Here is a 24,527-nt window from a genome sequence, read left to right as displayed (position 1 = left end):
TGACGAAACCCGTTACACGTGATCCGGGCCCTTGGGTTCTGCCGCTCAAGGCCCCATATTCCCCACAGATATGAAACACATGCGCCTCACCTTCCTGCTCGCACTCTCCATCGCCGCGCCTGCCGCCGAGGCGCAGGAGACCTCTGCCGAGCTCTACATCAACACCGCGCTGGTGGCCGAGGTCAGCTATGGCCTCAATTGCGCCGTCGAGATCACAGGCTCCATGGAGGCCCCGGACACCGACCGGGGGCAGGTGGATGTGTTCGACACGCCCCCCGAACTGTCGCCGCTGGGCCAGGTTGTGCCTGCGCTGTTGGGGCTGGGCTTCGGCGTGCGCGCCCGCGCGGCGGACGGGGTGACGATAACCGGCGCGACCTTCACCGTGCATCACCCGCCCTTCCCGGGCCGGGGCACCACCACCCAGAGCTGGCGGGCCAGCTATAGCGACAGTGCCTTTTCGACCCATCTCTACCGCTTCGACTTTCCCTATGAGGCGGTCACAGGCACATGGGTGATGCATGCGACCTACGAGGGCGAAACGCTCTATCGCATCCCCTTCACAGTGGTCCCGCCAGAGGCCTATCCCGGCGCCGCCACGCTCTGCGACCCGGAGAGCCTGCTGAGCTTCGCCCCCCTGCCCGAGGCCGAGGGTGCGCCCGGGTGAAGGCTTTTTACCTTTTCGCTCTCCTGCTTCCTGCCGCCCCTGCGAGCAGCCAGGTTTTCAAGGATGCGGCTGTTGCGGAGGTGGAGCCCTTCGTGGTCTGCGAGGCGCCGCGCGGTGAGCCCGTCGCCGCGCCCGGTACGGAAGAGGGCAGCATCGAAACCGGGGGCGACATCCCCCGGAACACATGGACGACGACCGAAGTGCCGCTGGTGCGAGAGGTGACCTTTGGCGTGCGCGCTCGCTCGGCTAGCGAAACCTTCGACCCTGTCACCATCACCTGGAGCCACCCGCCCTTCGAGAACGGCACCAGCAACCAGAGCTTTGAGAACCGGCTTTACCCGGATGGCGACGTTTACTCCGCCTATCGCATCGAGCGCGACTCGGAGATGGTGGCCGGGGAATGGGTGCTGACGGCAAGCCACGCAGGACGCGAGCTTTACCGCGTGAGCTTCATTCTCGGAGCGGCGGAGGCCGATCCGGAAATCGCGCGCCAATGCGCCGGGGTGCCGCGCAGCGAGTAGGCCCGATGGCTAGCCCATCAGCCCGCGGCGGATGAGGTTGAGACCGGCGATCAAGAGCACCGCCAGCGTGGCTTTGCGGAATGTGGCTTGGTCAATCCGGTCATGCAGCTTGAAGCCCAGCCACATGCCCACCAGCGCCGGCAACAGCAGGAAGGCAGAAAACCAGACCGTCTCACCGTTCATCACCCCGCTCTTGAGGTGCCCGGCCAGCAGCATGACCGACCCGAGCCCGTAGATGACGCCCTGTACCACGATCTGCCGCGCCTTGGGCGTGTCGATGGCCACGAGGTAGAGCACCGTCGTCGGCCCCCAAGTGCCCGCAAGGCCCCCGAGCAGCCCCGAGAGAAAGCCCGCCACAACCGAGGCCACCGGCCTGCGATCTTCGGGAATCGACAGCTTCAGCCCGGCGAGCTGGATGGCGCAGAGCAGCGTGACGGGCACGCCCAGCACCAGATACATCACATTGTCGGGGATCACGGTGACGAGTTGGGCGGAGAGCAGGATCATCACGCAGACGATGAGGGTATAAACCCAGTAATCCCGCACCGCCGCCTTCGCCTCTTCCCAGCCGCAGCGGGCGACCTGCAAGGCATTGGAGACGACGATGGGCAGGATGATGCCCGCGACCACCAGCTTGGGGTCCAGCAGGATACCCATGCCCGAGATCATGATGAGCGGCATGGCAAAGCCCACCGCGCCCTTCACCACGCCCGCCAGAAGCGTAACGCCGAGGGCGAAGACGATGAGGCCGGGGGTGAGGAGATCGGGCAGAAAGGTCATGTTGCCTCATAACGCGCCGCTCGCGCTGCTGCACCTTCAATCGACCGCGACATTTTTATGCACCAAAGTAGCGTTCAGCGAAATTAAGTTGCGCTGCACCTGCGAAAGGATTATCCCGACCCGAGCACGACAGAGAGGACCGAATCCATGCCCCATGACGGACAGGACATGACCGCCCAAACCATCCTTCTCCCCGATCTCCTCAGCCTGACCGGGGCCGCCGTGGCCCCTGCCGAGGCGGTGCTGGCAAAGGCCACCGCACATCTGAAAGAGACGCTCTCCGAAGGCGGGCGCGTGTCGGGCGCGGCGGTGGAGGCAAACCAGACGGCGGCCCATGGTCTGGCGTGGCTGGCGACCTACGTGCAAGCGCTGAAGCAGATGCAGGCCTGGGCCAAGAAGCTGGATGGCGAGGGCAAGTTCGGCGAGGTGGAGCAACTCATCCACCAGATCGCTTTCGGCGAGTATCTCTGGCAGATCTACGGCGGCATCCCGATGAGCCAGGGTGAGATCATTCGCCTGCAAGACATCGGCCTTGGCCAGGACGAGCAGCGCGCTCTGATGGCGCCCGAGGTCATGACCCTCTGCAACAGCGGAAACAGCCAGGCCGCCCGTCTGCGGCTGGTGGAGCTGATGCAGGAGCGCGCCGCCGAGATCACGGTGGGGGCCTCGGGCCTCGACGACGAGTTGGAGATGATCCGCGAGCAGTTCCGCCGCTTCGCGATGGACAGGGTGGAGCCACACGCCCACGAGTGGCACCTGAAGGACGAGCTGATCCCGATGGAGATCATCGAGGAACTGGCCGAGATGGGCGTCTTCGGCCTGACCATTCCGGAGGAATACGGCGGCTTCGGCCTTTCGAAGGCCTCGATGGTGGTGGTGTCCGAAGAACTTTCGCGCGGCTACATCGGCGTGGGCAGCCTTGGCACCCGCTCCGAGATCGCCGCCGAGCTGATCCTTTGCGGCGGCACCGAAGAGCAGAAGGAAAGCTGGCTGCCGCGCATCTCCAGCGCCGAGATCCTGCCGACGGCCGTTTTCACCGAGCCCAACACAGGCTCCGACCTCGGGAGCTTGCGCACCCGCGCGGTGAAGGAGGGCGACAGCTACAAGGTGACCGGCAACAAGACCTGGATCACCCACGCCGCCCGCGCCCATGTGATGACGTTGCTGGCCCGCACCGACCCCGCGACCAGCGATTACAAGGGCTTGTCGATGTTTCTGGCCGAGAAGACGCCGGGCACCGACGAGACCCCCTTCCCCACTCCCGGCATGACCGGCGGCGAGATCGAGGTGCTGGGCTATCGCGGCATGAAGGAATACGAGCTGGGTTTCGACGGCTTCAAGGTGAAAGCCGAGAACCTGCTCGGCGGTGAAGAGGGCAAGGGCTTCAAACAGCTGATGGAGACCTTCGAGAGCGCCCGCATCCAGACGGCGGCGCGCGCCATTGGCGTGGCGCAATCGGCTCTCGATATCTCGATGCAATACGCGCAGGACCGCAAGCAGTTTGGCAAATCACTCATCGCCTTTCCCCGCGTCGCCTCCAAGCTGGCGATGATGGCGGTGGAAATCATGATCGCCCGCCAGCTCACCTATTTCTCCGCATGGGAAAAGGACAACGGTGTGCGCTGCGATGTCGAGGCGGGCATGGCCAAGTTGCTCGGCGCGCGCGTGGCCTGGGCCGCGGCGGACAACGGGTTGCAGATTCACGGCGGCAACGGCTTTGCGATGGAATACAAGATCAGCCGGGTGCTTTGCGATGCGCGGATCCTGAACATCTTCGAAGGGGCCGCCGAAATTCAGGCGCAGGTGATCGCACGGCGGCTGCTGGGCTGACGGGCGGCTTGATCGGCGACGGCTGGCCTCTCTGACGGGGCCTCAGCGGCCGACCCAGACCAGCTTGCAGGCAAAGCCCGGACGCCCCGGCGCGTGGCCTCGAGTCTGCGCGGCGCGACATTCTGCCATCGCCTTGGCCTCGGCGCCCTTGCGGGCCGCAAAGCCCCAGGCGCTGCCCCAGTAGCCTCGGGCATCGACGGCAAAGGCGCGCTGGCCCGCGCGGCTGCGCTGCAAGTCAATCAGCGCTTCGGCCTGAGGGCCGGATACCGGCGGTGCGGCACGGGAGAGCGGCGTGGCGGGCAGGATCTCGGCAACGATCCGGCAATTCTCGGCCCAGGCCGCGCAATGGGCCAGCGCATCGGCCCTGGTTACCCCACGGTCGGCATAGCCCGACACCGCGCCGAACGCCCCGCCAGCCCCCACCGCGAAGGCCCCGTGCCAGGCCGGGCCGGCGAGAAACTCGCCATAGGCCTTGTGCATGGCCCAGGCCTGCGGATGCGCCGTCGCCAACTCTTCCGGCGTTGGGCCGTGCACCACGGCGAGCGGAACGGCCAGGTCGTCGCGCACAAGGCCGGATACCGCCGTGACGGAGAGGGCCGCAATCGCCGCGACGGCGGCAAACAGGGTGGAGCGCTTCAGCATGTGCAAAGTCTCGCCTGACGGTGTGGCAGCAACGTGGCCCCTTGGCGGCAGCCGCCGGACACCGTAGCTGTGAGGCATGAAACCGATTGCCCTTGCCGCCCTCCTCGCTGTTCCGCCTCTGGCCACGGCCTGCGCGGATGAAACCCTCACCGGCTACGCCTCGGGCGTGTATCGGCTGGAAGAGATTGACGGCACCCGCTTCGAGTGGGGCGCCACACTGGACCTGACGGAGGAGGGGCGCATCGCCGGGCAGGCTCCGTGCAACCGCTACTCGGCGGCTCAGGAAGCGCCCTACCCCTGGTTCCAGCCCGGCCCGATCGCCGCCACCCGGATGGCCTGCCTGCACATGAACGGCGAAGCGGCGTTCTTCGAGGCGCTGGGAGAGATGACGCTGGCCGAAGCCTCGGGGCCGGTGCTGATCCTGTCGAACGAGGCGGGCCGGGAAATGGTGTTCCGGCTGGAGGAGTGACGGCTCAACCCTTCGCCAGCACCCGCAGCAGACGTCCGCGTGCGCCGGGCAGCGGCTTGTCGCCCAGCGAGGCCCGCAGCTGGTGCTCAAGAAAATACCCCGTGGTTTCAAACCCCTGCATCAGTTCTCCGGGGCTTTCTGGCGGCTCGCCCATGAGGCAGGGCGGCAGCGGCAGCAGCTTGGGCGCCCACTCCCCTGCCCCTTCGGCGCTCACCGCGCGGCCCGTCTTGGGCGAAACGTAGACCAGCCCTTCGGTGGCCCCGGTGGCGGCGCAACAGGTGAGATCGAGGCCGAAGCCCATTTCGTCGAGCAGCGCCAGCTCCCAGCGCAGGTAGGCGAGCGGCCAGTGCGGCGAGGCCTCTTCGATGAGGTCGAGCACGGTGAGGCTGCGGGTATAGAGCCCCGGATAAGCGGCCCGCTCGGGCAGAACGAAAGACAGCAGCGCCGTCACCGCACCCAGCCCCGCCAGTGCCCGGCGGTCGCCCAGAACACCGGCAGCCCGCGCCCGGATCGGTTCGACGGTGAAGGCCCCGAGATGGTCCTCCAGCCGGGCGCGCCATGTCAGATCGAGCTGGGCGCCGGGTTGCAGGATGGGAGACATCCGGCGGCCGGTGCCACCCCGAACCACGCCCGCGTGACGACCGTGACCGGCTGTGAAGACCTCTATGATCGCGGCGTTCTCACCATGAGGCCGGACGGTCAGCAACACGCCTTCCTCCCGCCACTCCATCAGTCGAGCCCTTCCTCGTCGAGCAGGTGCCGCCCCGCGCGGTCTTCCACCTCGATCAGCCAGAGGTCGGGATCGAAGCGGCGCTGGTCGCGCAGGGCGGCATCGACCTCGGCCTCGGGGCCTTCGGCCAGCACATCCCAGGGGCGGGAGCCGTCCATCGCCATGATGCGCTGGAAGGCGCGTGCGGTGCCGTCGAGCGGGCTTTGCTTGATGAGGATGTTCCCCGCCGTTTCATCGCCCCTGGCCACCACGAAAGCGGGGATGTCGGCCAGCCGCAGGCGGGTGAGGTAGGCCTGCACCCAGAAGCCGCTTGTGAGCCGCGTCAAGCGTTGCCGTCCTTGAAATCAAGGCCCATCTCGTCATACCGCTCGCTCTCCTCCAGCCAGTTGGGCCGGACCTTCACCTGCAGGAAGAGGTGGACCTTGTGGCCGAGGAACTCCTCCAGCTCCTCGCGGGCGGCCTTGCCCACGGCCTTGATCGTCTCGCCCCGGTTGCCCAGCACAATGCCCTTGTGGCCATCGCGCATGACATAGACGATCTGGTCGATCTTCGCCGAACCGTCCTTGCGGTTTTCCCAGGCTTCCGTCTCGACGGTGAGCTGGTAGGGCAGCTCCTGATGCAACCGCAGGGTCAGCTTTTCGCGGGTCATCTCGGCGGCGATCATGCGCAGGGGCAGGTCGGCGATCTGGTCTTCGGGGTAGAGCCACGGGCCCTCGGGCAGCTCGGCGGCGAGCCATTTGCGCAGGTCGTCCACGCCATGGCCCTTTTCGGCGGAGATCATGAAAACCTCTGCAAATTCATAGGCTTCTGTCAGCTTCGCGGTCAGCGCCAGCAGCACTTCCGATTTCACCCGGTCGATCTTGTTGATCGCGAGCGCCACCGTCTGGCCCTCGGGGCTGCGCTCCTTCAGCGCATCGAGGATGGCCTGCACACCCTCGGTCAGCCCCCGGTGCGCCTCGACCAGCAGCACCACGATATCGGCATCCGCCGCTCCGCCCCAGGCCGCGGCCACCATCGCCCGGTCCAGCCGGCGGCGCGGGCGAAAGAGGCCCGGCGTGTCGACGAAGGTAAGCTGGCTTTCGCCTTCGATGGCGACGCCCCTGATACGGGCGCGGGTGGTTTGCACCTTGTGGGTGACGATGCTCACCTTGGCGCCGACCATGCGGTTGGTCAACGTCGACTTGCCCGCGTTGGGCTCTCCGATCAGGGCGACGAAACCGGCGCGTGTGGTCATGGGGCGTGGCCTTTCATTGGGGCGAGTCTAGCCTGCGGGCGAAGGCGCTTCCATAGGGTCAGGCGAGGGTCAGCACAAGCGGGCAATGGTCGGAGACCTCGGGCTCGTGCACCACGTCGAAGTGCGACACGCTCAGGCCCGCGCTCACCATCATGTAATCCGCGTGGCGCTCGGGCTTGGTGTAGAGGCTGTTGCGGGTGCCGGGATGGTCGCCCTCGGTGACCAGCTCGCGGGAGGCGAGGCGGGACAGGGTGCGCAGAGTTTCGCTGCCGGGCAACACATTGAAATCGCCGCAGATAACCACCTCATCGCCGGGTTGACGGATGGTCTCGACAAGTGCGGCGAGGCGGGCGGCCTGGGCGGCGCGGGCGGGGGTATCGGCCTTGCCCTGCTCGGGGTCGCGCAGCCCGTGCATGTGGGCAATAACGACCGCCCCCTCGGGCCGCCACAGGCGAATTGCGTGGCCGGTGCGGGAGCGTGGATGGGCGCCGAAGCCTTGCGCACCGAACTCACCGTGGACGAAGCCCTGCGCCTGATGGGTCACGGGCAGGCCCCTGCGGGTGAGCGTTGCGAGGCCCCATTGGGACCACACCTGCGCCTCTCCGTGCCAGAGCCGGCCGCGGGCGGCGGGGCAGAAGGTGATGTCATGGGTGGGGAGGGCTGTGGCAAGGTCAGCCAGCATGTCGGCCCGTTGGGGCAGGTTGCGGCCATCGTCGCGGTAATCGAGCCACGGCGCAGGGCTGCCCGGAACGTGGACAACCTCTTGAATACAAAGGATATCCGGATCGTTTTGCGCAAGCCAGCCGGAGAGCTCGGCGTGCATCCGCCCGCCCCAGGCGTTGAGGCAGGTCAGGCGCATCAGGCTTCGAGCCGGGTCAGAAGCGCGCGGGCGGCCTCATGCTCGGCCAGCTTCTTTCGGCGGGCCTTGCCCGTGGCCTCTTCGCCATTGGCCAGCACGGCGGCCATGTGGAAGATGAACTCGTGGCCATCGCCTTCCTGCTTGCGCAGCTCGTAGCTGGGCGGCGGCAACCCACGCGCCTGCGCCCATTCCTGAAGCGCGGTCTTGGCGTCTTTCGCATCGGCCTCCACGGCCTTCACCCGACCCAGCCAGTGCCTGCGCACCACCGTACGGGCGGCGTCAAAGCCCGCATCGCGGTAGACGGCGGCAATGACCGCCTCCATCGCATCGCCCAACAGCGCCTCCTTGCGGCGCCCGCCCGATTGCATCTCGGAGCGGCCAAGCTTGAGTACATCGCCCAGCGCGATCTCGCGGGCGACCTCGGCGCAGGTCTCCTTGTTGACCAGCACGTGAAACCGGGGCGAAAGCTGGCCTTCGGGCGCGTGGGGGTCTGCCTCCATCAGCGCCTCTGCGATCACGAGGCCGAGCACGCGGTCGCCCAGAAACTCGAGGCGCTGGTTGTTCTCCTGCCCCGTGGTGGTGAAGGAGGGGTGGGTGAGCGCCCGGATCAGCAGCGCCGGATCGGTGAACCCGTGGCCGAGCCGGGCGGCGAAGGCCTGAACATCTGCCGAGAGCTTCATTCGATCACTTTCCCGTATCTATCCGACCGCCAGTTACGAAAATCATAAAGCCACGACCCGGCGGCTGAAAAGATCACCCTGTCGGCATGGCCGCGGACGCTTTCGAGCGGGACAAAACCGAGGCCGCCTTGCGGCTGGGGCACGCGGCTGTCGAGGCTGTTGTCGCGATTGTCGCCCATCACGAACATATGGCCGGGCGGCACGGTAACCTCGGACGTGGTATCCATCGGTCCGCCATCGGAGAGGTTGAGCACGTGGTGGCTGCGCCCGGAGGGGAAGGTCTCTCGCAGCAGGGACTTGAGGCAGATCGCCCCCTCCCCCACCGGTTCATTGGCGCAGCGCGGGCGGTTGCGGCGCGGCCCCTGCCCTTCCATGACCTCCTCGAAATCACCCACAGGCTCCTGCGCCAGCGGCGCGCCGTTGAGCACCGGCACGCCGCCCTGCACGGCGATGGTGTCGCCCTCCAGCGCGATGACCCGTTTGACGAAATCGGCCCCTGTGACGGGGTGGTCGAACACCACCACATCGCCGCGCTCGACGGGGCGCGGCAGGCGCTCGTTCACGAAGAAATAGTCGCCCACCAACAGGGTGGGCTTCATCGAGCCTGCGGGGATGTAGAACGGTGCCCAGATCAGGCGGAGTACGAGGGCGGCGGCGGGCAGGCCGAAGACGAGGGCCGCGCCGAAGCCGATGAAAAGCCAGTAGAAAACCCGGCGCACCGGATTACTCGACCTTGTGGAAGAAGCGGTCGCCCCGCCATGTCCAGAAGTAGAAGAGCGAGCGGCCTGCGGAGGAGAACATCACCCGATCCACGCGACCGATGAGGTTTTCGAAGGGGACGAAGCCCACCCCGCCAAGCTGCTGCGAGACCCGGCTGTCCTGGCTGTTGTCGCGGTTGTCGCCCATGAAGAAGTACTGGCCCTCGGGCACCACGTAGACGCTGGTTTCATCCTGGTGGCGGTTGGGCAGGTAGCGGACATCGAGGGTGTCGTAGCTCTTGCCGTTCAGATCGGTTTCGATGAGGCGCTGTTTCTCACAGGTGCCGCCCTGGCCGACCGGGGCGTTGGAGCAGGCGGGCTCGGTGCCCTGGCTGCCCTGCGGCTCCTTGATCTCGGTGAAGAGGCCACCGTCTTCCTGTTTGTAGGGCACGTCATTCACGATGAGCTGGCCATTGGTCACCTGAACGCGGTCCCCCGGCAAACCGATGAGGCGCTTGACAAAATCGGCGCCGCTCACCGGGTGGCGGAACACCACGACATCGCCGCGCTCCGGCTCGCCGGCCCAGATCCGGCCCGAGATGGGGCAGGCCGAGAAGGGGCAGGAATGGCGGGAGTAGCCGTAGGCCATCTTGTTGACGAAGAGGAAATCGCCGATCAGCAGCGTGTCTTTCATCGAGCCTGTCGGGATCCAGAAAGGCTGGAAGAACAGGGTGCGGAAGACACCGGCGATGATGAGCGCCCAGAAGACGGTTTTGATCGTCTCCATGATGCCGTCGCCGGCTTTGGTTTTCTCGGCCATTCGGCTCCCTCGCCTGTCGCTGCGCCCGCGACGCTACATGGCCGGGGGGCGCGGTGGTGTCAAGCAGGGCTCACAGTGACGTTCCGGCTGGTTAACGCCGCCGGGGGACGGGGGAAGATGGGGCACACAAGTGATGCAGAACCGATGCACATCCCATGCACATGTCATCCGACATGATTGCGGGCGCGCCATTTCCTGCCCCTAGGTGCGTTGCGGCAGGGCTTCGATCACCACGAAGGCCTGCGCCCAGGGGTGATCGTCGGTAAGCGTGACGTGGATCACCGCCTCATGCCCCGCCGGCGTCATCGAGGCTAACCGCTCGGCGGCCCAGCCCGTGACCTCCATCACCGGCTGGCCAGTATGCAGGTTGCGCACCGACATATCCTTCCAGGCGATGCCCATCCGCAGCCCGGTGCCAAGCGCCTTGGAGCAGGCCTCTTTCGCCGCCCAGCGCTTTGCGTAGGTGCCGGGCGTGTCTGCCCGCCGCTCGGCCTTGCGCTGTTCGATCTCGGTGAAGACGCGATTGCGAAAACGGTCGCCGAAGCGCTCCAGCGTCGCGGCGATACGTTCGATGTTCGCCAGGTCGGTGCCGATGCCCAGAATCATCGGCGGATCATTCGTTGCCGAGCTGTTGGGTGACGGTGATCTCGCCCGTGGACTGGTTGAGGGTGATCGACAGCACTGTGGAGTTGACGAAGTTTTTCTCGGGCAGCCAGATCATCGCCGGGAGAGTGAAGGTGAGGCCCTTGGCCGGGTCATAGCCCGCTTCGAGGATTTCGAACTGCATCCCCGCCCAGCCTGACTGGTTCTCCCGGGACAGCACCTTGCACTGGCGCCCGCCCACCTCGTCATAGGGGGGCGAGAGGATCATCAGGTGATAGGGGGCGGCGGCGGGTTCGATGGTGTCGAGCAGAACGAGGCGCACGTCGCCGTTGGCGAAGGTACGGGTGCTGGCCTCCCAGGGCTCGGGGATGTTGCGGGCCTGGGTGCGCCAGTCGCCGCAGTCAGACACCTCCTGCGCGGCGGCGGGAAGCGTGAAGGCCAGCAGAGCGAGCGCAGCGCGCATCATTTGCCCGCCTCCAGCGCCTTCAACTGGCTCTTCACGCCCATGGCGTAGAAGACGCGGTTGACCAGGAGGACCAGCACGAGCAGCACGACGAAGACGCCTCCGATGATGCCCAGTGCCTGCGGGTTGTTGAGCTCGGGCGAGAAGAGCAAGGCACCGATCAGGACAACAAGGTTGATTGCGGCCACCACGGCCGTCATCCGCAGCGCGGTGCCCCATGCTTCGCTTCCGACCAGAGGCGCACGCGTGGCCCGGGCAACGCATTGCCCCTCAACCAGGGCCGCCAGGATCGGCGGCAAGACGGTGGAGAGGCCGGTGGGCAAGCTGAAGCCGGCGAAGGCCGCGAGAAGCCATGTGACGAGGGAGAGGGTCAGCGCAACCGCGATGTAGACGCCCGCGTATCGGAAAAGGTTGGCCCGCATGTCAGCTGTCTCCGCCCGTTGACCTGTTTGCGCAGAGACTAGCGAGTGGGGCGCGGCAGGGGAAGGTCGGCCAGCTCGCGGGCGGACATGGTGCGCACTGCGGGGTGGGTGAAGGGGTCTTCCGGGTCGGGTTTGGGTTGCGTGGGGAAGAGGCGACGGAGGAAGTGGATCATCGTATGTCCTTTCAGTTAGACTGAATATAATCCGCCCTTGTGCGCTGAAATATTGTTCCGGATCTGGATGTGAATATAGGATATCTATATGGTGGCCCTGAATCACATTCCCCTCAATGCCCTGCGCGCCGCCGAGGCTGTGGCCCGGCTGGGCTCGCTCTCGAAGGCGGGCGCCGCGCTTGAGGTTTCGCCCGGCGCGGTGAGCCAGCAGGTGGCGCGGGCCGAAGCGGCGCTGGGGCGAGCCCTGTTCGAGCGGCGGCCCGGCGGGATGGTGCCGCTCGAGGGCACCGAGGAGGTTTTCGCCGGGCTCGCGGAGGGTTTCGCGGCCTTGACCCGCGCCGCAGAGGCGGCGCGGCGGGACAAGGCCCACGTGCTCACGGTGTCGGTCGCGCCGATCTTCGCGGCGCGCTTCCTGATCTGGCGGCTGGCCGATTTCACCCGCGCCCATCCCGACATTCAGGTGCGCATCGACAGCGCGGTGGGGCTGATCGACTTTGGAACCTCCGACATCGACCTCGCGGTTCGGATCGGCCCTGGCGGCTACAAGGGCGTGGCTTGCGAGAAGCTTTTCGACCAGCGGATCGTGCCTGTCTGTTCCGCCGAGATGGCCGCGGGAATCGCAGGGCCGGAAGACTTCGCCGGGCGTCCGATCATCCGCGACAGCAGCGCGATGTTCGGCTGGGAGGCCTGGCTCGGGCCAGAGGGTGCCGAGCTGAAGCTGGGTGGCGGGCCGGAGTTTTCGGAAGCGTCGCTGTGCTTCGATGCGGCGATGGCCGGGCAAGGGCTGTTTCTCGCCTTCGAGGTGCTGGCGCGTGATCCGCTGGCGCGCGGCCAGGTGGTGGCCCCCCTGCCCCGCTGGCGGACCACAGAGCACAGCTATTGGCTGCTGCACGCTGAAGGGCGAAGCCTCTCCAACCCGGCGCGGCTGTTTCGGCGGTGGCTGAAGGGTGCGATTGCGGCGGAGGGGTTGGGCGGGTCCGCCCCCTGAAAATCCTTCCTGAAGAAATTTGGGCCGAGAAAGATCTTCGGGAAAATTCTATTAGCTGCGGGCCTCGTCCATCAGGCGGCGCATTTCTTGGATGGCGGGGGTGAGGCCGCGGAAGATTGCTTCGCCGATGATGAAGTGGCCGATGTTCAGCTCGCGCACTTCGGGGAAGGCGGCGATGGGCTGCACCGTGTCATAGGTCAGGCCGTGGCCCGCGTGGACTTCGAGCCCGAGGGAATGGGCGAAGGTGGACATCTCGCACAGGCGCTCGAGCTCCGCGTCGCGCTCGTCGAACCGGCCCTCGGCGTGGGCGTCGCAATAGGCGCCGGTGTGCAGCTCGACGACGGCCGCGCCGATCCGGTGGGCCGCCTCGATCTGGCGGGCGTCGGCGGCGATGAAGATCGACACGCGGCAGCCCGCCTCGGCCAGCGGGGCGATGAAATGGGCCAGCTTGTTCTCTTCCCGCGCGACCTCAAGCCCGCCCTCGGTGGTGCGCTCTTCGCGCTTTTCGGGGACGATGCAGACGGCGTGGGGCTTGTGGCGCAGGGCGATGGCCTGCATCTCGGTGGTGGCGGCCATCTCGAAGTTGAGCGGCACGGTGAGCGCCTCCATCAGCGCCTCGATGTCGCCGTCCGAGATATGGCGACGGTCTTCGCGCAGGTGGGCGGTGATGCCGTCGGCCCCCGCCTCCTCGGCCAGTTTGGCGGCGCGGAGCGGGTCGGGATAGGCCGAGCCGCGGGCGTTGCGGACGGTGGCGACGTGGTCGATGTTGACGCCGAGGCGGAGTGTATCTGTCATTCTGAGGGCCCTTTCCGGGGCGGACCTTATGGCGGCTTGGGGCCGGTTGGAAGGGGGAGGATGTGCGCCTCCGTCTGATCGCGTGGGGCGGGATTGTTTCATGATTGTCGAAATGTCTTGCAGGCGGGCAATCCCTTCGATATTTCTAGAACTATGAAAATGAATCAGCCGGACGATCTTTCCCTCGCCACCGCCGCCTCGACCTTCGCGGCGCTTGGCTCTGAACAACGCCTCGCGGTGCTGCGCGTTCTGGTGCGGGCCGGGCCCGGCGGACTGCGGATCGGGGAGTTGGGCGCGCGCACCGGCGTGACCGGCTCCACCCTCACCCACCACATGAAGATCCTGGCGGCGGCAGGCCTCGTCCGGCAGGAAAAGCAGGGCCGCAGCATCATCTGCGCCGCCGTGGCCTATGCCGAGATCCGCGCCCTCACCGATTTCCTCCTTGCCGAATGCTGCGCCGACGCGCCCGATGGAGAGCAAGACCATGGCTGACCTCACTCAGACCCCTCGCCCCTCCGCCCGTGATCTCTGGGACCGGGCGCCCAAGGCCTGGATCGCCTCGGCGCTGATCCTCGCCGCCCTCGCCCTCTTCGATCCCGCGCAGCTCTGGCCCACCGCCAGCTTTGCCCTGCAAGCCCTGCTACAGACCGCGCCCTACATCGCCTTTGCCGTGCTCGCCGTGGCCTGGCTCAAGGCCACGGGCGCCGAGGCGCTGCTGGCCAAGGCCTTCACCGGGCAGCAGACACACATGATCGTCATGGCGGCGCTGCTTGGCGGACTTTCGCCCTTCTGCTCCTGCCAGGTGATCCCGTTCATTGCCGCGCTGCTCGCGCTCGGGGTGCCGCTGGCCCCTGTGATGGCCTTCTGGCTCGCCTCGCCGCTGATGGACCCGGCGATGTTCTCGATCACCGCCGGCACGCTGGGCTTTGAGTTCGCCATTGCCAAGACCGCCGCCGCCGTCGGCCTCGGCCTCATGGGCGGGCTTGTGACCATGGCGCTGGCCCGCTCGCCGGTCTTTGCCGACCCGCTCCGCCCGAAGAAGACCTGCGGCTCCTGCTGCTCGGCCAAATCGCCCTTCGAGGACAAGCCTGTCTGGCGCTTCTGGGGCGAGTCCGCGCGCCGCGAAACCTTCCGTGAGAACGCCGTTGAAAACGGGCTTTTCCTCATCAAATGGCTGCTGCTGGCCTACCTGCTGGAAAGCCTCATGCTCAGCTATGTCCCTGCCGAGGCGATTGCCTCCGTCGTGGGCGGCGAAGGGGTGGCCCCGGTGCTCATCGCCGCGCTGGTGGGGGCACCTGCCTACCTCAACGGCTATGCCGCGGTGCCGCTGGTCGATGCGCTGATCGCGCAGGGCATGACCCAGGGCGCGGCCATGGCCTTCGTCATCGCGGGCGGCGTCTCCTGCATCCCGGCGGCGGTGGCCGTCTGGGCGCTGGTCAAGCCCCGGGTCTTTGCCGCCTATCTCGGCTTCGCCTTTGTCGGGGCCGTTCTCGCAGGCTTCGCCTGGGAGGCCTTTGCCTGACGCCGACGCGCCCGTGGGGCCCGACGCACCGCATCGTCACCCCCGGTTGCCCCCGCCCCGCGATTTGCGTATCTGGGGAGAACGCGCTGACAGAGGGGTGAGGCATGTATCGGGTCTGGAATTTCGTCACCAACTACTCGCTGCTGCTGATCGCCGGCGCGATCATCGCACTGATCTGGGCCAATATTGACGCCGACAGCTACCACCACTTCGTGGAATTCGTGATCTGGGATCACGCGCCCATCGGCAATCTGCATGATGGCCATCGCACCCTGACACTGCACTACCTCGTCAACGACGTGCTCATGGCCTTCTTCTTCGCGATCGCGGCCAAGGAAGTCTGGGAAGCCGTGATTCTGGAAAACGGCAGCCTGCGCGGCAAGAAAGCTGCCACGCCGCTGATCGCCACCGTGGGCGGCATGGTCGGGCCGATCTCGGTTTACCTCGGTATCGCCTATTTCCTTGGTTCAGAGACCTATAGCGCCGTTGCCAACGGCTGGGCCATCCCGACCGCCACCGACATCGCCTTCTCCTATCTGGTGGGCCGCATGGTCTTTGGTGCGGGCCACCCGGCGGTGCGCTTCCTGCTGCTGCTGGCGATTGCCGACGATGCGGCGGGCCTCATCATTCTGGCCATTTTCTACCCCTCCGGCGAGCTTGCGCCCGAGTGGCTGCTGCTTTCGGTGGGCGCGGCACTGGCCGTCTTCATCCTGTGCAACTGGCTGCCCCGCAAGCGCGACGCGGGCAACCAGGACCGGCCCCATTCCACCTGGATGGCCTCCACCCTCGGCGTCTGGCCCTACCTGCTGGCGGGCTGCGTGAGCTGGTATGGCTTCCAGGAAGCGGGCATCCACCCGGCGCTGGGCTTGTTGCCCATCGTGCCGACACTGCCCCACGCCGACCGTGCTTTCGGCATCTTCTCGGAGGCCGAACAGTATCTCAGCGACCTGCTCAACAAGGCCGAGCACATGCTGAAGCACCCGGTCGAGGTGATCCTGTTCTTCTTCGGCCTGCTGAACGCGGGTGTGGAGTTCAACGCCATCGGCGACGCGACATGGCTGGTGCTGGCGGGGCTGATCATCGGCAAGCCGGTCGGGATCTTCCTGATGGGCTGGATCGCCGCCTATCCGCTGAAGCTGGGCCTGCCCGCCGGCATGCGCTCAATCGACCTTGTGGTGATCGGCTTCGTTGCCGCCATCGGCTTTACCGTCTCGCTCTTCGTGGCCTCGGTGGCCTTCGAACCCGGAATGGTGCAGGACGCGGCCAAGATGGGGGCTCTCTTCAGCTTTGGCGCTGCGGTGCTCTCGATCATGGCGGGCAAGATGACCCGGGTAGAGAAGCAGGACGGCTGACACGGGGCAGCGGCCTGGGCGCGGCGCTACAAAGCCTGCTGCCCGCGCCGACCACCGAAACCGGGATGCAGCAGCGCCTTCGCCCCGCGTGACAGGCCTGCTGGTGACGGCAGCGGCACAATTTGCCTGGGACACCAAGGTTTGGCGCGGAAACGGCCACAATCAGGCCCAAGTTGCCCCTGAAACCGTTGTAAACCTGGGGTAAAGGGCGACATATTGCTGCCCAACTGCCAAACTATACCAATGTATTAACCAAACACCGTCTAAGGTGTAGAAACGAGCAGTGGCAAAGGCGACGGATGCTGGAATTTTCCAACGTCAGCAAGTCCTTCTGGACCGGGAAGCAGCGCAAGGTGATCCTTGATCGCGTGACTTTCAGCGTGGAGCTTGGCAACTCGCTTGGCATCCTTGCGCCCAACGGCACCGGCAAGACGACCCTCATCAACATGATGGCCGGGCTGGAAAAGCCCGACGAGGGCGAAATTCGCCGCGGTTGCCGCATCTCCTTTCCGCTCGGCTTCATGGGCGGCGTGGTCAACAAGCACACGGGAACCGAGAACGCCCGTTACATCGCCCGGCTCTACGGGCTGGACCCGGATTACGTGGAGGCCTTCTGCCGCTGGCTCTGCGGGATCGAGGAATACTTCGACATGCCGGTGGGCACCTACAGCCAGGGCATGCGGTCGCGGTTCTGTTTTTCGCTGATGCTGGCACTCGATTTCGATATCTACCTGATCGACGAGGGCATGCCCTCGACAACGGATGTGGAGTTCAACCGCAAGGCGGGGTCCATCCTGCGGGAGCGGCTGAAGGATACCACCGTCATCATCGTGTCCCACCAGCCGGGGACGCTGGAAAAGTTCTGCCGCTCGGCGGCGGTGCTGCGGGACGGGCAGTTCCACATGTTTGAAACGCTGGAAGAGGCGAAGAGGCTCTATGACTACCAAGCCCAAGGCTAGAAAGTTCCGCATCCGGCGGGACGGGCCTCTGACGCCCGGCCAGGCCATGGCGGCCACCGAGGGGGCGACGGCCCGCAAGGTGGCCCCGCCGCCGGTGGAACAGCAGCCCGCGCCCGAAGCAAAGGCGGAGGACGTGACGCTGCGCGAGCCCAGCACGGCGAAGGACGAAAACGTGGCCATGATGGAGGCCGCCTCGCCCGATATGCACGATGACGGCTTTGGCCCCGACATGATGCCCACGGCGGCAGCCGCGGCGCGGGGCAAGGGTGCCGTGCAGAGCGGTGATGTTGCCTCGGCCGAGAGTGCGCGCAGCGAGCAGACAATTGCCGACATCCGCAAGGAAGGCCTGACCGGCCGCCAGCTGCGGATGGCGCGGCGGGTGGCCCAGAAGCACGGGCTCACCCCGACCTCCGATTTCGACGCGGTCAAGCAGCTGCGGGATCGGGGGATCGACCCGTTCCAGCGCTCTGCGATGCTGGAACTGGTGCAGAACAACGCCAAGGCGCAGGGCAAGGGCGGGGGCGCCTCGCCCAACCTGCCGCAGGTTGCCCGCCAGGCGGGGCCCGGCACCAGCGTGGCTGTGCCGCAGGAAGCGCCCGTGCCCGGACCGGCGCTGAACTCCGCCGAGCAGCGCGCCACCGAGATCGGCCGCATCCAGCAGGACATCGCCCGCCGGCGCCGCCGCAAGTCGCTGCTGCTGTTCACCCGGCTGGCCTTCTTCGTGCTTCTGCCCGCCTTCATCGCGGGCTGGTACTACTACGTGCTGGCGACGCCGCTCTATGCCACCAAGTCCGAATTCCTGATCCAGCAGGCGGAGCCCACCGCAGCCGCCGGCCTTGGCGGACTGTTCCAGGGCACCAGCCTTGCAACCCAGCAAGACAGCACAACGGTGCAGAGCTACCTGTCGAGCCGGGCCGCGATGAAGCGGCTGGATGCGGAACATGGCTTCAAGGCGCATTTCGAACAGGACTTCATCGACCCGATCCAGCGGCTCGAGGTGGGCGCCACCGACGAGGCGGCCTACCGGCTGTATCAGCGCAACGTGAAGATCGGCTATGACCCGTCGGAAGGCATCCTGAAGATGGAGGTCATCGCCGCGACTCCCGAGAAGAGCCAGGAGTTCTCGGAAGCGCTTCTGAGCTACGCCGAAGAGCAGGTGGACCAGCTGACCCAACGCCTGCGGGAAGACCAGATGAAGGGCGCACGAGGCAGTTTCGAGGAAGCCGAAGCCAAGGTGCTTGCCGCGCAGAAGCGCGTTCTGGAGCTGCAGGAAAAGCTCGGCGTGCTCGATCCGGTGAGCGAATCCGGCTCGCTGATGAGCCAGATCACCCAGTTCGAGGTGGAACTGCGCCAGAAGGAACTGGACCTTCAGCAGCAGCTTTCCAACGCCCGCCCGAACCAGGCCCGGGTGCGGGCGTTGGAGGGCGAGATATCGCGGCTGAAGGCCCTGGTAGCCGAGCTGCGCAACTCGATGACCCAGTCAACCGATAACGGCGCCTCCCTGGCCAGGATCTCGGGCGAGTTGCGCATCGCAGAGGCCGATCTGGCGACCCGGCAGTTGCTGCTCCAGCAGGCCGCGGCCCAGCTTGAGACCGCGCGGATCGAGGCCAACCGGCAGGTGCGCTACCTCTCGCTCGGCGTGGCGCCCATCGCCCCCGACGAGGCCACCTATCCGCGCGCCTTCGAGAACACCGCGCTGGCGCTGCTGATCTTTGCCGGCATCTACCTGATGATCTCGCTCACCGCCTCGGTGCTGCGCGAACAGGTCGCCGCCTGACGCAACCCGGGCCGGGCGGTGCCCCGGGCGCCGCCCTGCTTCTCATTGCTCTGCGAAAATCCCACGGGGGTCCGGGGGTGTGAAACCCCCGGCCGCTGGCCACCCGCGCCTACTTGAAGGGTTTCATCCCGGCCCGCGCCAGCTCGTCGGCGCGCTCGTTCTCGGGGTGCCCGGCATGGCCCTTGACCCATTGCCACGTTACCCGGTGCCGCCGGTTCGCCTCGTCGAGCCGTTGCCACAGCTCCACGTTCTTCACCGGCTTCTTCGAGGCGGTCTTCCAGCCATTGCGCTTCCAGCCGTGGATCCAGCCGGTGACGCCGTTCTTCACATAGGCCGAGTCGGTCACGACGGTGATCTCTGTATCGCGGTTCAGCGATTCCAGCGCCGAAATCGCCGCAATCAGCTCCATCCGGTTGTTGGTGGTCTGCGCCTCGCCGCCGGAAAGCTCACGTTCCTTCACCACCGCATCGCCCTCCTTGGCTTGCAGCAGCACGCCCCAGCCGCCGGGGCCGGGATTTCCGGAGCAGGCTCCGTCGGTATAGGCAAAGAGGTCTGGCATGGCCGCTGTCTGCCGCTTCAGGCGCGCAGAGACAAGGCCCGAATGAGCCGAACCGACCGGCGCAGCGCGGTGGCGGCGGTGCCCAGAGCAACTAGGCACAGGGTGGCGAGGAGCGCCCATTGGGTGCCGGTGGCCAGCGCCTCCACCGCACCCGCCACGCAGCCCGCCGTCACCGCCGCCATCCGGTGCGGCTTGGCCATTGGCCCGCAAAAGTCGGCCGCCAGCCCCTCGGCCCGGCCCAACTCGCGCACATAGGCCGTGCCCACGGCCAGCGCACCCGCAAGACACCCCAGCCAGAACAGCCCGCAGGCCAGCCCCAGACCGGCGAGGATGAGCACATCGGCCACCCGGTCGGGCGCCTCGTTCCAGAACGGCCCGGTCGGCCCGCCCTTGCCGCCCTCCAGCGCCACCATGCCATCAAGCAGGTTGGCGATGAGGCGGAGTTGGCAGAACAGCGCGGCTGCGACGAGAAGCAGCGCTTCGAGGAGCGGCCCGGCGGGGCGGGTGAGCCAGAAGCAGGCGAAGGCGAGTGCGGCGAAGCCCATGGAGCTCGCGGAAATCTGGTTGGGCGTCACCGAGGAGGCCGCGAGGCGCCGCGCTGCCGCCTGTGCCCAGCCCGAGCCCCGGGCGGCAATGGGGCGGCGCTCAGCCACGGGACCAGAGCCTGTATGTGTAGGCGCAGGCATAGAGCGTCGCCACGGTGGTTGGCACGGCCAGAGTTGCCAGCACCTCCGGCGTGCCCGCAAGCGAATGGATGGTGAAGAGCAGCAGGAAGGACATCGCGCCGCAGACCAGCGGCGGCCCGACCAGCCCGGCCGCCCCCGGCAGGCGCGGCACCAGTGCCTCCTGCACCTGCTTCAGCCCGTAGGTGATGGCGGCCGTCATCGCGCCCTGCACCAGCGCCGCCCAGAGCGGCGTGGGCATCGGGTGGCCGGAATTGGCGTAAAACGCCCAGCCGCCCATCAGCGCGGCCCCCGCCGCCGTGTGGGCCAGCGACGAGTCGAGCACGCCCATCAGACCACCGACCAGAAGTAGCGCACCAGATGAAAGAAGATCGGCGCGGCAAAGACGACCGAATCCATCCGGTCGATGAAGCCGCCGTGGCCGGCAATCAGGTGGCCCCAGTCCTTCACCCCCCGGTCGCGCTTGATAGCCGACAGCACCAGCCCGCCGAAGAAGCCCATGAGCGTGACGGCCAGCGCCATGCCGAGCGCCTGCCACGGCGAAAACGGGGTGATCCAGTAGAGCGCGGTGCCGAGCAGCGAGGCCGAGACCACGCCCCCCACCAGCCCTTCCCATGTCTTGGAGGGCGAGACGGTGGGCGCCACCTTGGTGCGCCCGACCAGCTTGCCCCAGGTGTATTGCAGCACATCCGAGATCTGCACCACGATCACCAGCCAGGCGATCAGCAGCACCTCGCGCCCTTCGTAGCCCTCAATCCTGAGCGTCAGCAGGGCGGGCACGTGGCTGACGCAATAGACGCAGATCATCAGCGCCCATTGGGTCTCTGCGATGCGGATGAACACGTCGCGCGTGTCGCCATGCAGCACCGCGACGACCGGCAGCAGAAGGAAGGCATAGACCGGCACGAAGATTGAATAGAAGCCATACCACTCGTCCCTTACCAGCCAGAACTGCACCGGCAGCACCACGAAGAAGGCTCCGAACAGCGCCCAGTGATCGGCGGCCCGCTTGGTGGTGAGGGTGAGCACCTCGCGCAGCGCGGCAAAGGCGATGAGGGCGAAGAGCACGATCACCCCGGTCTTGCCCGCGAGGAAGGCGAGGCCGAGAAGTGCCGCCATGCCCCACCAGGCGTCGATCCGCGCGTTGAGGTTTTCGATGCCGGGGTTGGAGCGGTCGGGCGCCACGTAGGCCCGCAACACCCGGCCGATGAAGGTGGCCAGCACCAGCACGCAGAGGGTGCCGAAGAGCAGCTTCAGGAGGTCGGCACTCGCGGCACTCATGCGCTGCCCTCCGGGGCTTCGCCCGATGTTGCCTGCGGCCCGGTGGCGGGCTTCAGCGCCAGCAGCGCCGAGCTGGCCCGCTCGAGGAACGCTTCCCGGCTCTCGTCCGGGCGCACCCGCATCGGGGTGCCGAAGCTGACCGTGCAGAGCAGCGGCACCGGCACCAGTTTGCCCTTGGGGAGCACCCGGTTGAGGTTTTCGATCCAGACCGGCACCATCTCGACCTCGTCGCGCTGCGACGAGATGTTGTAGATCCCCGATTTCAGCGGCAGCAGCGGCACGTCCGGATCCATGTTGCGCTTGCCCTCGGGGAAGATGATGAGGCTGTCGCCCGCATCCACCGCCTCCAGGATCTTCTCCATCGGGTTCACATCGCGCCCCTCTTCGCCGCGATAGATCAGCACGGTGTTGAACACGTCGCGCCCGATGAAGCTGCGCCAGCCGTTGGTGAGCCAGTAGTCGGCGGCGGCCACCGCACGGGTGCGGCGGCGCAGGCGCGAGGGCAGGGCCGTCCAGATCAGCACGAAATCCCCGTTGGAGGTGTGATTGGCGAAGTAGACGCGCTGCACCGGCACCGGCTCGCAGCCCTCCCAGATGCCCCGCACGGCGGTGACCAGCCAGGCGAAGAACACGATGGCGTGGCCCATGGTCTTGGCGGCGAAGGCGCGGGCGGCGGTGGTGAGCTTGTCCATGCCGCGGAGGTTAACCCTTTGTTGCCCCGCCGGGAATGGCCTGCGCGAGGATGCAGATGAAGTCATCCACCTGCCCCGAAAGCCCCTTGCCGCGCGAGACCCGCCGCGCCCGCGGAACAAAGCCTGCCGCAGCCAGCAGCCCGTCCAGCTCGGCCTCGCCGTAGTAGCAATAGAACCGCCCGATGCTGTCTGGCCCTTCGCCCTCGCCCAGCTTCATGCCGAGGTGCAGCCAGCCATCCGGCTTAAGTGCCGTGTGCAGGCGAGCCAGGTGGCCGGGGAATTCGGCACGCGGGGCGTGGAGCAGGGAAAAATTGGCCCAGATGCCATCGTAGACGGCGCGGCCATCAACGTCTTCGAAGCGGGCCTGCCGCGCGGTGACGCCCGGAATTGCCTCGGCCCGCGCGACCATCTCCGAAGAGCCGTCCAATGCTTCGACCTCGAAGCCCTGTTCGGCCATGACCGCGGCGGAGGCACCGGGGCCGCAGCCCAGATCGAGCACACGGGCACCGGGCGGCAGGTGCGACAGGAAGGCCTCCAGATCCTTGCGCTCCTTCACCGCCGCGCTCATCGCCACGTAGTCCTCCACCCGCGCGTCGTAGACAGCGAGCGTGTCTTCGGGGTTCATGCCCGCTCGAAGGCCAGCTTGAGGCCCAGCGCCGCGAAGGAGGCCGCAAAGGCGCGGCGCAGCCAGGCCATTGCCCGCTCGGAGGCGAGCACCCGGGCGCGCATGGTGCCCGCCAGCACCGCGTAGAGCGCGAAGACGGCGAAGGTCATCACCACGAAGGCGAGGCCAAGCTGCACCAGTTGCGCGGTGGCATTGGCGCCGGGGGTGATGAACTGCGGGAGGAAGGCCACGAAGAAGATCGGGATCTTGGGATTGAGGATGTTGAGCGTGATGCCGCGCCGCACGATGCGCAGCGCCGCGCCGGGCGTTTCGGCCTTCACGTCGAGCGTGCCCTTGCCGTTCAGCGTGCCCCAGGCCATCCACAGCAGGTAGGCCACGCCGGCCCATTTGATCGCCTGGAAGAGCAGCGCGGAGGTGTGCAGCACGGCGGCCAGCCCGGCCATGGCGGCGGCAAGGTGCACCACGGTGGCCAGCGTGCAGCCGATCACCGCGAAGGCCCCCGCACGCCAGCCGCCGCCCAGCGTCATCGACATGGTGTAGACCACCCCGATGCCCGGTGCGAGGCAGACGAGGAAGGCGGTGACGAGGAAGGCAAGGGTCATGAAGGCTACTTTCGTTTCAACAGCTTGTCGGCATCGCGGTTCACGCGACGAAAATCACGGATCGGCACGGCGGCGCGGATCGCGTCGTAGATTGGCTTCATCCGGGCGGCATCGGCAGGGCTGACGAAGGGCGGCAGCTTCAGCCCGTCGTTGCCCACGCCCCAAACCCAACCGGCCCGCGCCTCGCCATAGCGTTTGGGGGCGGGCAACGCACGCGGGGGCCGCGCCGCAAAATCGCTGCGCTCAACCGCGGCGTCAATGGCATACACCTTCTCATGGTCGGCCTTGGCATAGCGCGTCACGCAATCGTCCTCATCCGGGCCCCGGCAAGCCATGAGCATCACGCTCGAATCCGAGTAGACCTCGAAGTAGAAACCCTTGAAGCCGGGTTCGGTCGGTCTGGTATTTTCATGCAGGTATCTGGCGACCAAGGCGGGGGCCTCGGCGAGGGCCGCGACGGGTGCGAGAAGGAGGAGGCAAAGGAACAAACGAAAACAGGCCATGGCCAACCCTGCCCCAGCCCGCGCGATGTGAAAAGAAAAATCCCTACTTCCCGGCTTTCTTGTCCGCTTCGGCGTTCACTGCCTTGCGGGCCGCCTCGGGCACTTCCGCGTCAAGCGCCGCGAGCAGGGCGTCCACTCGCGCAGCATCCGCCCGGACAGGCAGGGCGATGGCCGCATAGGTCGCGCCCCCCAGCACCACCTCGCCCCATTTCAGCCCGCCACCGATGGGCGGCTCCGGGTCTTTCTCGGCGGGCGTCTGCGCCAGCCCCGAGGCCCGCGCTGCTGCCGCGATCCGTTCTGCCGCGCCGGGCTTCGTTGCGGCGTCAAGGCTCACGCAGCCCTCTTCGCCATAGCCCCGGCAGGCCGTCAGCCGCACCTGCCCCTCACGGCTGAACGCAGCCCGAAATTCCTCGCGGTAAGGCGGGGGCAGGCTGCCGTTGTCATAGCCGTATGTGGCAAAAACCTCGCCTTGCGGCCCGTCCGGCTCGGCCTGAACACAGGCGGCGGTGGCGAGAAGCAGGGCGGTCGGAAGCAGGCAGCGTGTCATGCAGGCACCCTGCTTGAGCAAAGGTGTGTTGTCACCTGACAAATCGCATGGCGG

Annotated in this window: 33 protein-coding genes; 10 read left to right on the top strand and 23 right to left on the bottom strand. The window is 66.9% G+C overall.

Annotation, left to right across the window (positions count from 1 at the left end; genetic code table 11):
* Positions 1-70 precede the first annotated feature (70 nt).
* Entirely contained in the window at positions 71-664 is a 594-nt protein-coding gene (locus DYI42_RS08480) for a DUF3859 domain-containing protein (RefSeq protein ID WP_213545506.1), read from the top strand.
* Positions 661-1,185 carry a DUF3859 domain-containing protein gene (locus tag DYI42_RS08475; RefSeq protein ID WP_213545505.1) on the top strand — a complete coding sequence of 175 codons (525 nt, stop codon included), beginning with the start codon at positions 661-663 and terminating at the stop codon, positions 1,183-1,185. The genes DYI42_RS08480 and DYI42_RS08475 overlap by 4 nt, the downstream gene beginning before the upstream one ends.
* Before the next feature lie 9 nt (positions 1,186-1,194).
* On the opposite strand, the gene DYI42_RS08470 is transcribed toward DYI42_RS08475, so the two are convergent.
* Positions 1,195-1,965 (bottom strand): sulfite exporter TauE/SafE family protein, encoded by a 771-nt coding sequence (locus DYI42_RS08470; RefSeq protein WP_213545504.1) that lies wholly within the window; start codon positions 1,963-1,965, stop codon positions 1,195-1,197.
* Between the two features lie 147 nt (positions 1,966-2,112).
* Between DYI42_RS08470 and DYI42_RS08465 the strand changes: the two genes are divergently transcribed.
* Positions 2,113-3,795, top strand: coding sequence for an acyl-CoA dehydrogenase family protein (locus tag DYI42_RS08465; protein WP_213545503.1), 1,683 nt, complete (start codon positions 2,113-2,115; stop codon positions 3,793-3,795).
* Positions 3,796-3,837: 42 nt separating this feature from the next.
* Here DYI42_RS08465 and DYI42_RS08460 read toward each other — a convergent pair whose 3' ends face one another.
* Positions 3,838-4,437, bottom strand: a complete 600-nt coding sequence (locus tag DYI42_RS08460; RefSeq protein ID WP_213545502.1) for a hypothetical protein — start codon at positions 4,435-4,437, stop codon at positions 3,838-3,840.
* 76 nt (positions 4,438-4,513) lie between these two features.
* Between DYI42_RS08460 and DYI42_RS08455 the strand changes: the two genes are divergently transcribed.
* Positions 4,514-4,906 (top strand): META domain-containing protein, encoded by a 393-nt coding sequence (locus DYI42_RS08455; RefSeq protein ID WP_213545501.1) that lies wholly within the window; start codon positions 4,514-4,516, stop codon positions 4,904-4,906.
* Between the two features lie 4 nt (positions 4,907-4,910).
* On the opposite strand, the gene recO is transcribed toward DYI42_RS08455, so the two are convergent.
* The 11 genes from recO to DYI42_RS24465 form a co-directional block, all read right to left on the bottom strand.
* Entirely contained in the window at positions 4,911-5,636 is a 726-nt protein-coding gene (gene recO / locus DYI42_RS08450) for a DNA repair protein RecO (RefSeq protein WP_213545500.1), read from the bottom strand.
* On the bottom strand, positions 5,636-5,962 hold the full coding sequence (locus DYI42_RS08445; RefSeq protein WP_213545499.1) for a DUF1491 family protein: 327 nt from the start codon (positions 5,960-5,962) through the stop codon (positions 5,636-5,638). Before DYI42_RS08445 ends, recO begins: the two co-directional genes overlap by 1 nt.
* Positions 5,959-6,870, bottom strand: coding sequence for a GTPase Era (gene era, locus DYI42_RS08440; protein WP_213545498.1), 912 nt, complete (start codon positions 6,868-6,870; stop codon positions 5,959-5,961). The genes DYI42_RS08445 and era overlap by 4 nt, the downstream gene beginning before the upstream one ends.
* A 58-nt stretch (positions 6,871-6,928) precedes the next feature.
* On the bottom strand, positions 6,929-7,729 hold the full coding sequence (locus tag DYI42_RS08435; protein WP_213545497.1) for an endonuclease/exonuclease/phosphatase family protein: 801 nt from the start codon (positions 7,727-7,729) through the stop codon (positions 6,929-6,931).
* On the bottom strand, positions 7,729-8,409 hold the full coding sequence (gene rnc, locus DYI42_RS08430) for a ribonuclease III (RefSeq protein ID WP_213545496.1): 681 nt from the start codon (positions 8,407-8,409) through the stop codon (positions 7,729-7,731). Before rnc ends, DYI42_RS08435 begins: the two co-directional genes overlap by 1 nt.
* Positions 8,406-9,128, bottom strand: coding sequence for a signal peptidase I (lepB, locus tag DYI42_RS08425; protein ID WP_213545495.1), 723 nt, complete (start codon positions 9,126-9,128; stop codon positions 8,406-8,408). The genes rnc and lepB (DYI42_RS08425) overlap by 4 nt, the downstream gene beginning before the upstream one ends.
* Positions 9,129-9,132: 4 nt before the next feature.
* Positions 9,133-9,927 carry a signal peptidase I gene (lepB, locus tag DYI42_RS08420; RefSeq protein WP_213545494.1) on the bottom strand — a complete coding sequence of 265 codons (795 nt, stop codon included), beginning with the start codon at positions 9,925-9,927 and terminating at the stop codon, positions 9,133-9,135.
* A gap of 201 nt (positions 9,928-10,128) precedes the next feature.
* Positions 10,129-10,533 carry a holo-ACP synthase gene (acpS, locus tag DYI42_RS08415; RefSeq protein ID WP_213545493.1) on the bottom strand — a complete coding sequence of 135 codons (405 nt, stop codon included), beginning with the start codon at positions 10,531-10,533 and terminating at the stop codon, positions 10,129-10,131.
* Positions 10,534-10,540: 7 nt separating this feature from the next.
* Positions 10,541-10,996: a hypothetical protein gene (locus tag DYI42_RS08410; RefSeq protein WP_213545492.1), complete on the bottom strand. Its 456-nt coding sequence runs from the start codon at positions 10,994-10,996 to the stop codon at positions 10,541-10,543.
* Positions 10,993-11,415, bottom strand: coding sequence for an ABZJ_00895 family protein (locus DYI42_RS08405; protein WP_213545491.1), 423 nt, complete (start codon positions 11,413-11,415; stop codon positions 10,993-10,995). Before DYI42_RS08405 ends, DYI42_RS08410 begins: the two co-directional genes overlap by 4 nt.
* A 38-nt stretch (positions 11,416-11,453) precedes the next feature.
* The gene (locus tag DYI42_RS24465; protein ID WP_274608804.1) at positions 11,454-11,588 is read right to left on the bottom strand and encodes a hypothetical protein; all 135 of its coding nucleotides are present in this window, start codon (positions 11,586-11,588) and stop codon (positions 11,454-11,456) included.
* A gap of 88 nt (positions 11,589-11,676) precedes the next feature.
* Here DYI42_RS24465 and DYI42_RS08400 point away from each other — a divergent pair, with 88 nt between their 5' ends.
* On the top strand, positions 11,677-12,576 hold the full coding sequence (locus tag DYI42_RS08400) for a LysR substrate-binding domain-containing protein (RefSeq protein ID WP_213545490.1): 900 nt from the start codon (positions 11,677-11,679) through the stop codon (positions 12,574-12,576).
* 51 nt (positions 12,577-12,627) lie between these two features.
* On the opposite strand, the gene DYI42_RS08395 is transcribed toward DYI42_RS08400, so the two are convergent.
* On the bottom strand, positions 12,628-13,371 hold the full coding sequence (locus DYI42_RS08395; protein ID WP_213545489.1) for a pyridoxine 5'-phosphate synthase: 744 nt from the start codon (positions 13,369-13,371) through the stop codon (positions 12,628-12,630).
* A 153-nt stretch (positions 13,372-13,524) separates the two neighbouring features.
* Between DYI42_RS08395 and DYI42_RS08390 the strand changes: the two genes are divergently transcribed.
* The 5 genes from DYI42_RS08390 (at position 13,525) to DYI42_RS08370 (ending at position 18,981) form a co-directional block, all read left to right on the top strand.
* On the top strand, positions 13,525-13,863 hold the full coding sequence (locus DYI42_RS08390) for an ArsR/SmtB family transcription factor (RefSeq protein WP_213545488.1): 339 nt from the start codon (positions 13,525-13,527) through the stop codon (positions 13,861-13,863).
* Positions 13,856-14,893: a permease gene (locus tag DYI42_RS08385; protein WP_213545487.1), complete on the top strand. Its 1,038-nt coding sequence runs from the start codon at positions 13,856-13,858 to the stop codon at positions 14,891-14,893. Before DYI42_RS08390 ends, DYI42_RS08385 begins: the two co-directional genes overlap by 8 nt.
* A gap of 104 nt (positions 14,894-14,997) precedes the next feature.
* Positions 14,998-16,245, top strand: a complete 1,248-nt coding sequence (locus tag DYI42_RS08380) for a Na+/H+ antiporter NhaA (RefSeq protein WP_213545486.1) — start codon at positions 14,998-15,000, stop codon at positions 16,243-16,245.
* A gap of 299 nt (positions 16,246-16,544) precedes the next feature.
* Positions 16,545-17,204, top strand: a complete 660-nt coding sequence (locus DYI42_RS08375) for an ABC transporter ATP-binding protein (RefSeq protein ID WP_213545485.1) — start codon at positions 16,545-16,547, stop codon at positions 17,202-17,204.
* Positions 17,182-18,981, top strand: a complete 1,800-nt coding sequence (locus tag DYI42_RS08370) for a capsule biosynthesis protein (RefSeq protein ID WP_213545484.1) — start codon at positions 17,182-17,184, stop codon at positions 18,979-18,981. The genes DYI42_RS08375 and DYI42_RS08370 overlap by 23 nt, the downstream gene beginning before the upstream one ends.
* Before the next feature lie 109 nt (positions 18,982-19,090).
* Here the strand turns inward: DYI42_RS08370 and rnhA are convergent, their stop codons facing one another.
* The 9 genes from rnhA to DYI42_RS08325 form a co-directional block, all read right to left on the bottom strand.
* Positions 19,091-19,540, bottom strand: a complete 450-nt coding sequence (gene rnhA, locus DYI42_RS08365; protein WP_213545483.1) for a ribonuclease HI — start codon at positions 19,538-19,540, stop codon at positions 19,091-19,093.
* Between the two features lie 17 nt (positions 19,541-19,557).
* Positions 19,558-20,193, bottom strand: coding sequence for a CDP-alcohol phosphatidyltransferase family protein (locus tag DYI42_RS08360; RefSeq protein WP_244867731.1), 636 nt, complete (start codon positions 20,191-20,193; stop codon positions 19,558-19,560).
* Positions 20,186-20,554 (bottom strand): hypothetical protein, encoded by a 369-nt coding sequence (locus DYI42_RS08355; protein WP_213545481.1) that lies wholly within the window; start codon positions 20,552-20,554, stop codon positions 20,186-20,188. The genes DYI42_RS08360 and DYI42_RS08355 overlap by 8 nt, the downstream gene beginning before the upstream one ends.
* Positions 20,554-21,504 (bottom strand): phosphatidate cytidylyltransferase, encoded by a 951-nt coding sequence (locus tag DYI42_RS08350; RefSeq protein WP_213545480.1) that lies wholly within the window; start codon positions 21,502-21,504, stop codon positions 20,554-20,556. The genes DYI42_RS08355 and DYI42_RS08350 overlap by 1 nt, the downstream gene beginning before the upstream one ends.
* Complete coding sequence (locus tag DYI42_RS08345) at positions 21,501-22,196, bottom strand: lysophospholipid acyltransferase family protein (protein WP_213545479.1); 696 nt, start codon at positions 22,194-22,196, stop codon at positions 21,501-21,503. The genes DYI42_RS08350 and DYI42_RS08345 overlap by 4 nt, the downstream gene beginning before the upstream one ends.
* A gap of 10 nt (positions 22,197-22,206) precedes the next feature.
* Positions 22,207-22,821 (bottom strand): class I SAM-dependent methyltransferase, encoded by a 615-nt coding sequence (locus DYI42_RS08340; RefSeq protein ID WP_213545478.1) that lies wholly within the window; start codon positions 22,819-22,821, stop codon positions 22,207-22,209.
* Positions 22,818-23,423 (bottom strand): LysE family translocator, encoded by a 606-nt coding sequence (locus tag DYI42_RS08335; RefSeq protein ID WP_213545477.1) that lies wholly within the window; start codon positions 23,421-23,423, stop codon positions 22,818-22,820. The genes DYI42_RS08340 and DYI42_RS08335 overlap by 4 nt, the downstream gene beginning before the upstream one ends.
* 5 nt (positions 23,424-23,428) lie before the next feature.
* A complete protein-coding gene (locus DYI42_RS08330) occupies positions 23,429-23,854 on the bottom strand; it encodes a hypothetical protein (RefSeq protein WP_213545476.1) in 426 nt (141 codons plus the stop codon).
* Between the two features lie 115 nt (positions 23,855-23,969).
* Positions 23,970-24,473: a hypothetical protein gene (locus tag DYI42_RS08325; RefSeq protein WP_213545475.1), complete on the bottom strand. Its 504-nt coding sequence runs from the start codon at positions 24,471-24,473 to the stop codon at positions 23,970-23,972.
* Between the last annotated feature and the right edge of the window lie 54 nt (positions 24,474-24,527).

The organism is Vannielia litorea, from assembly GCF_018424695.1.
GTDB classification, from domain to species: Bacteria; Pseudomonadota; Alphaproteobacteria; order Rhodobacterales; family Rhodobacteraceae; genus Vannielia; species Vannielia litorea_A.
This window is presented reverse-complemented; position numbering and strand designations above follow the sequence as displayed.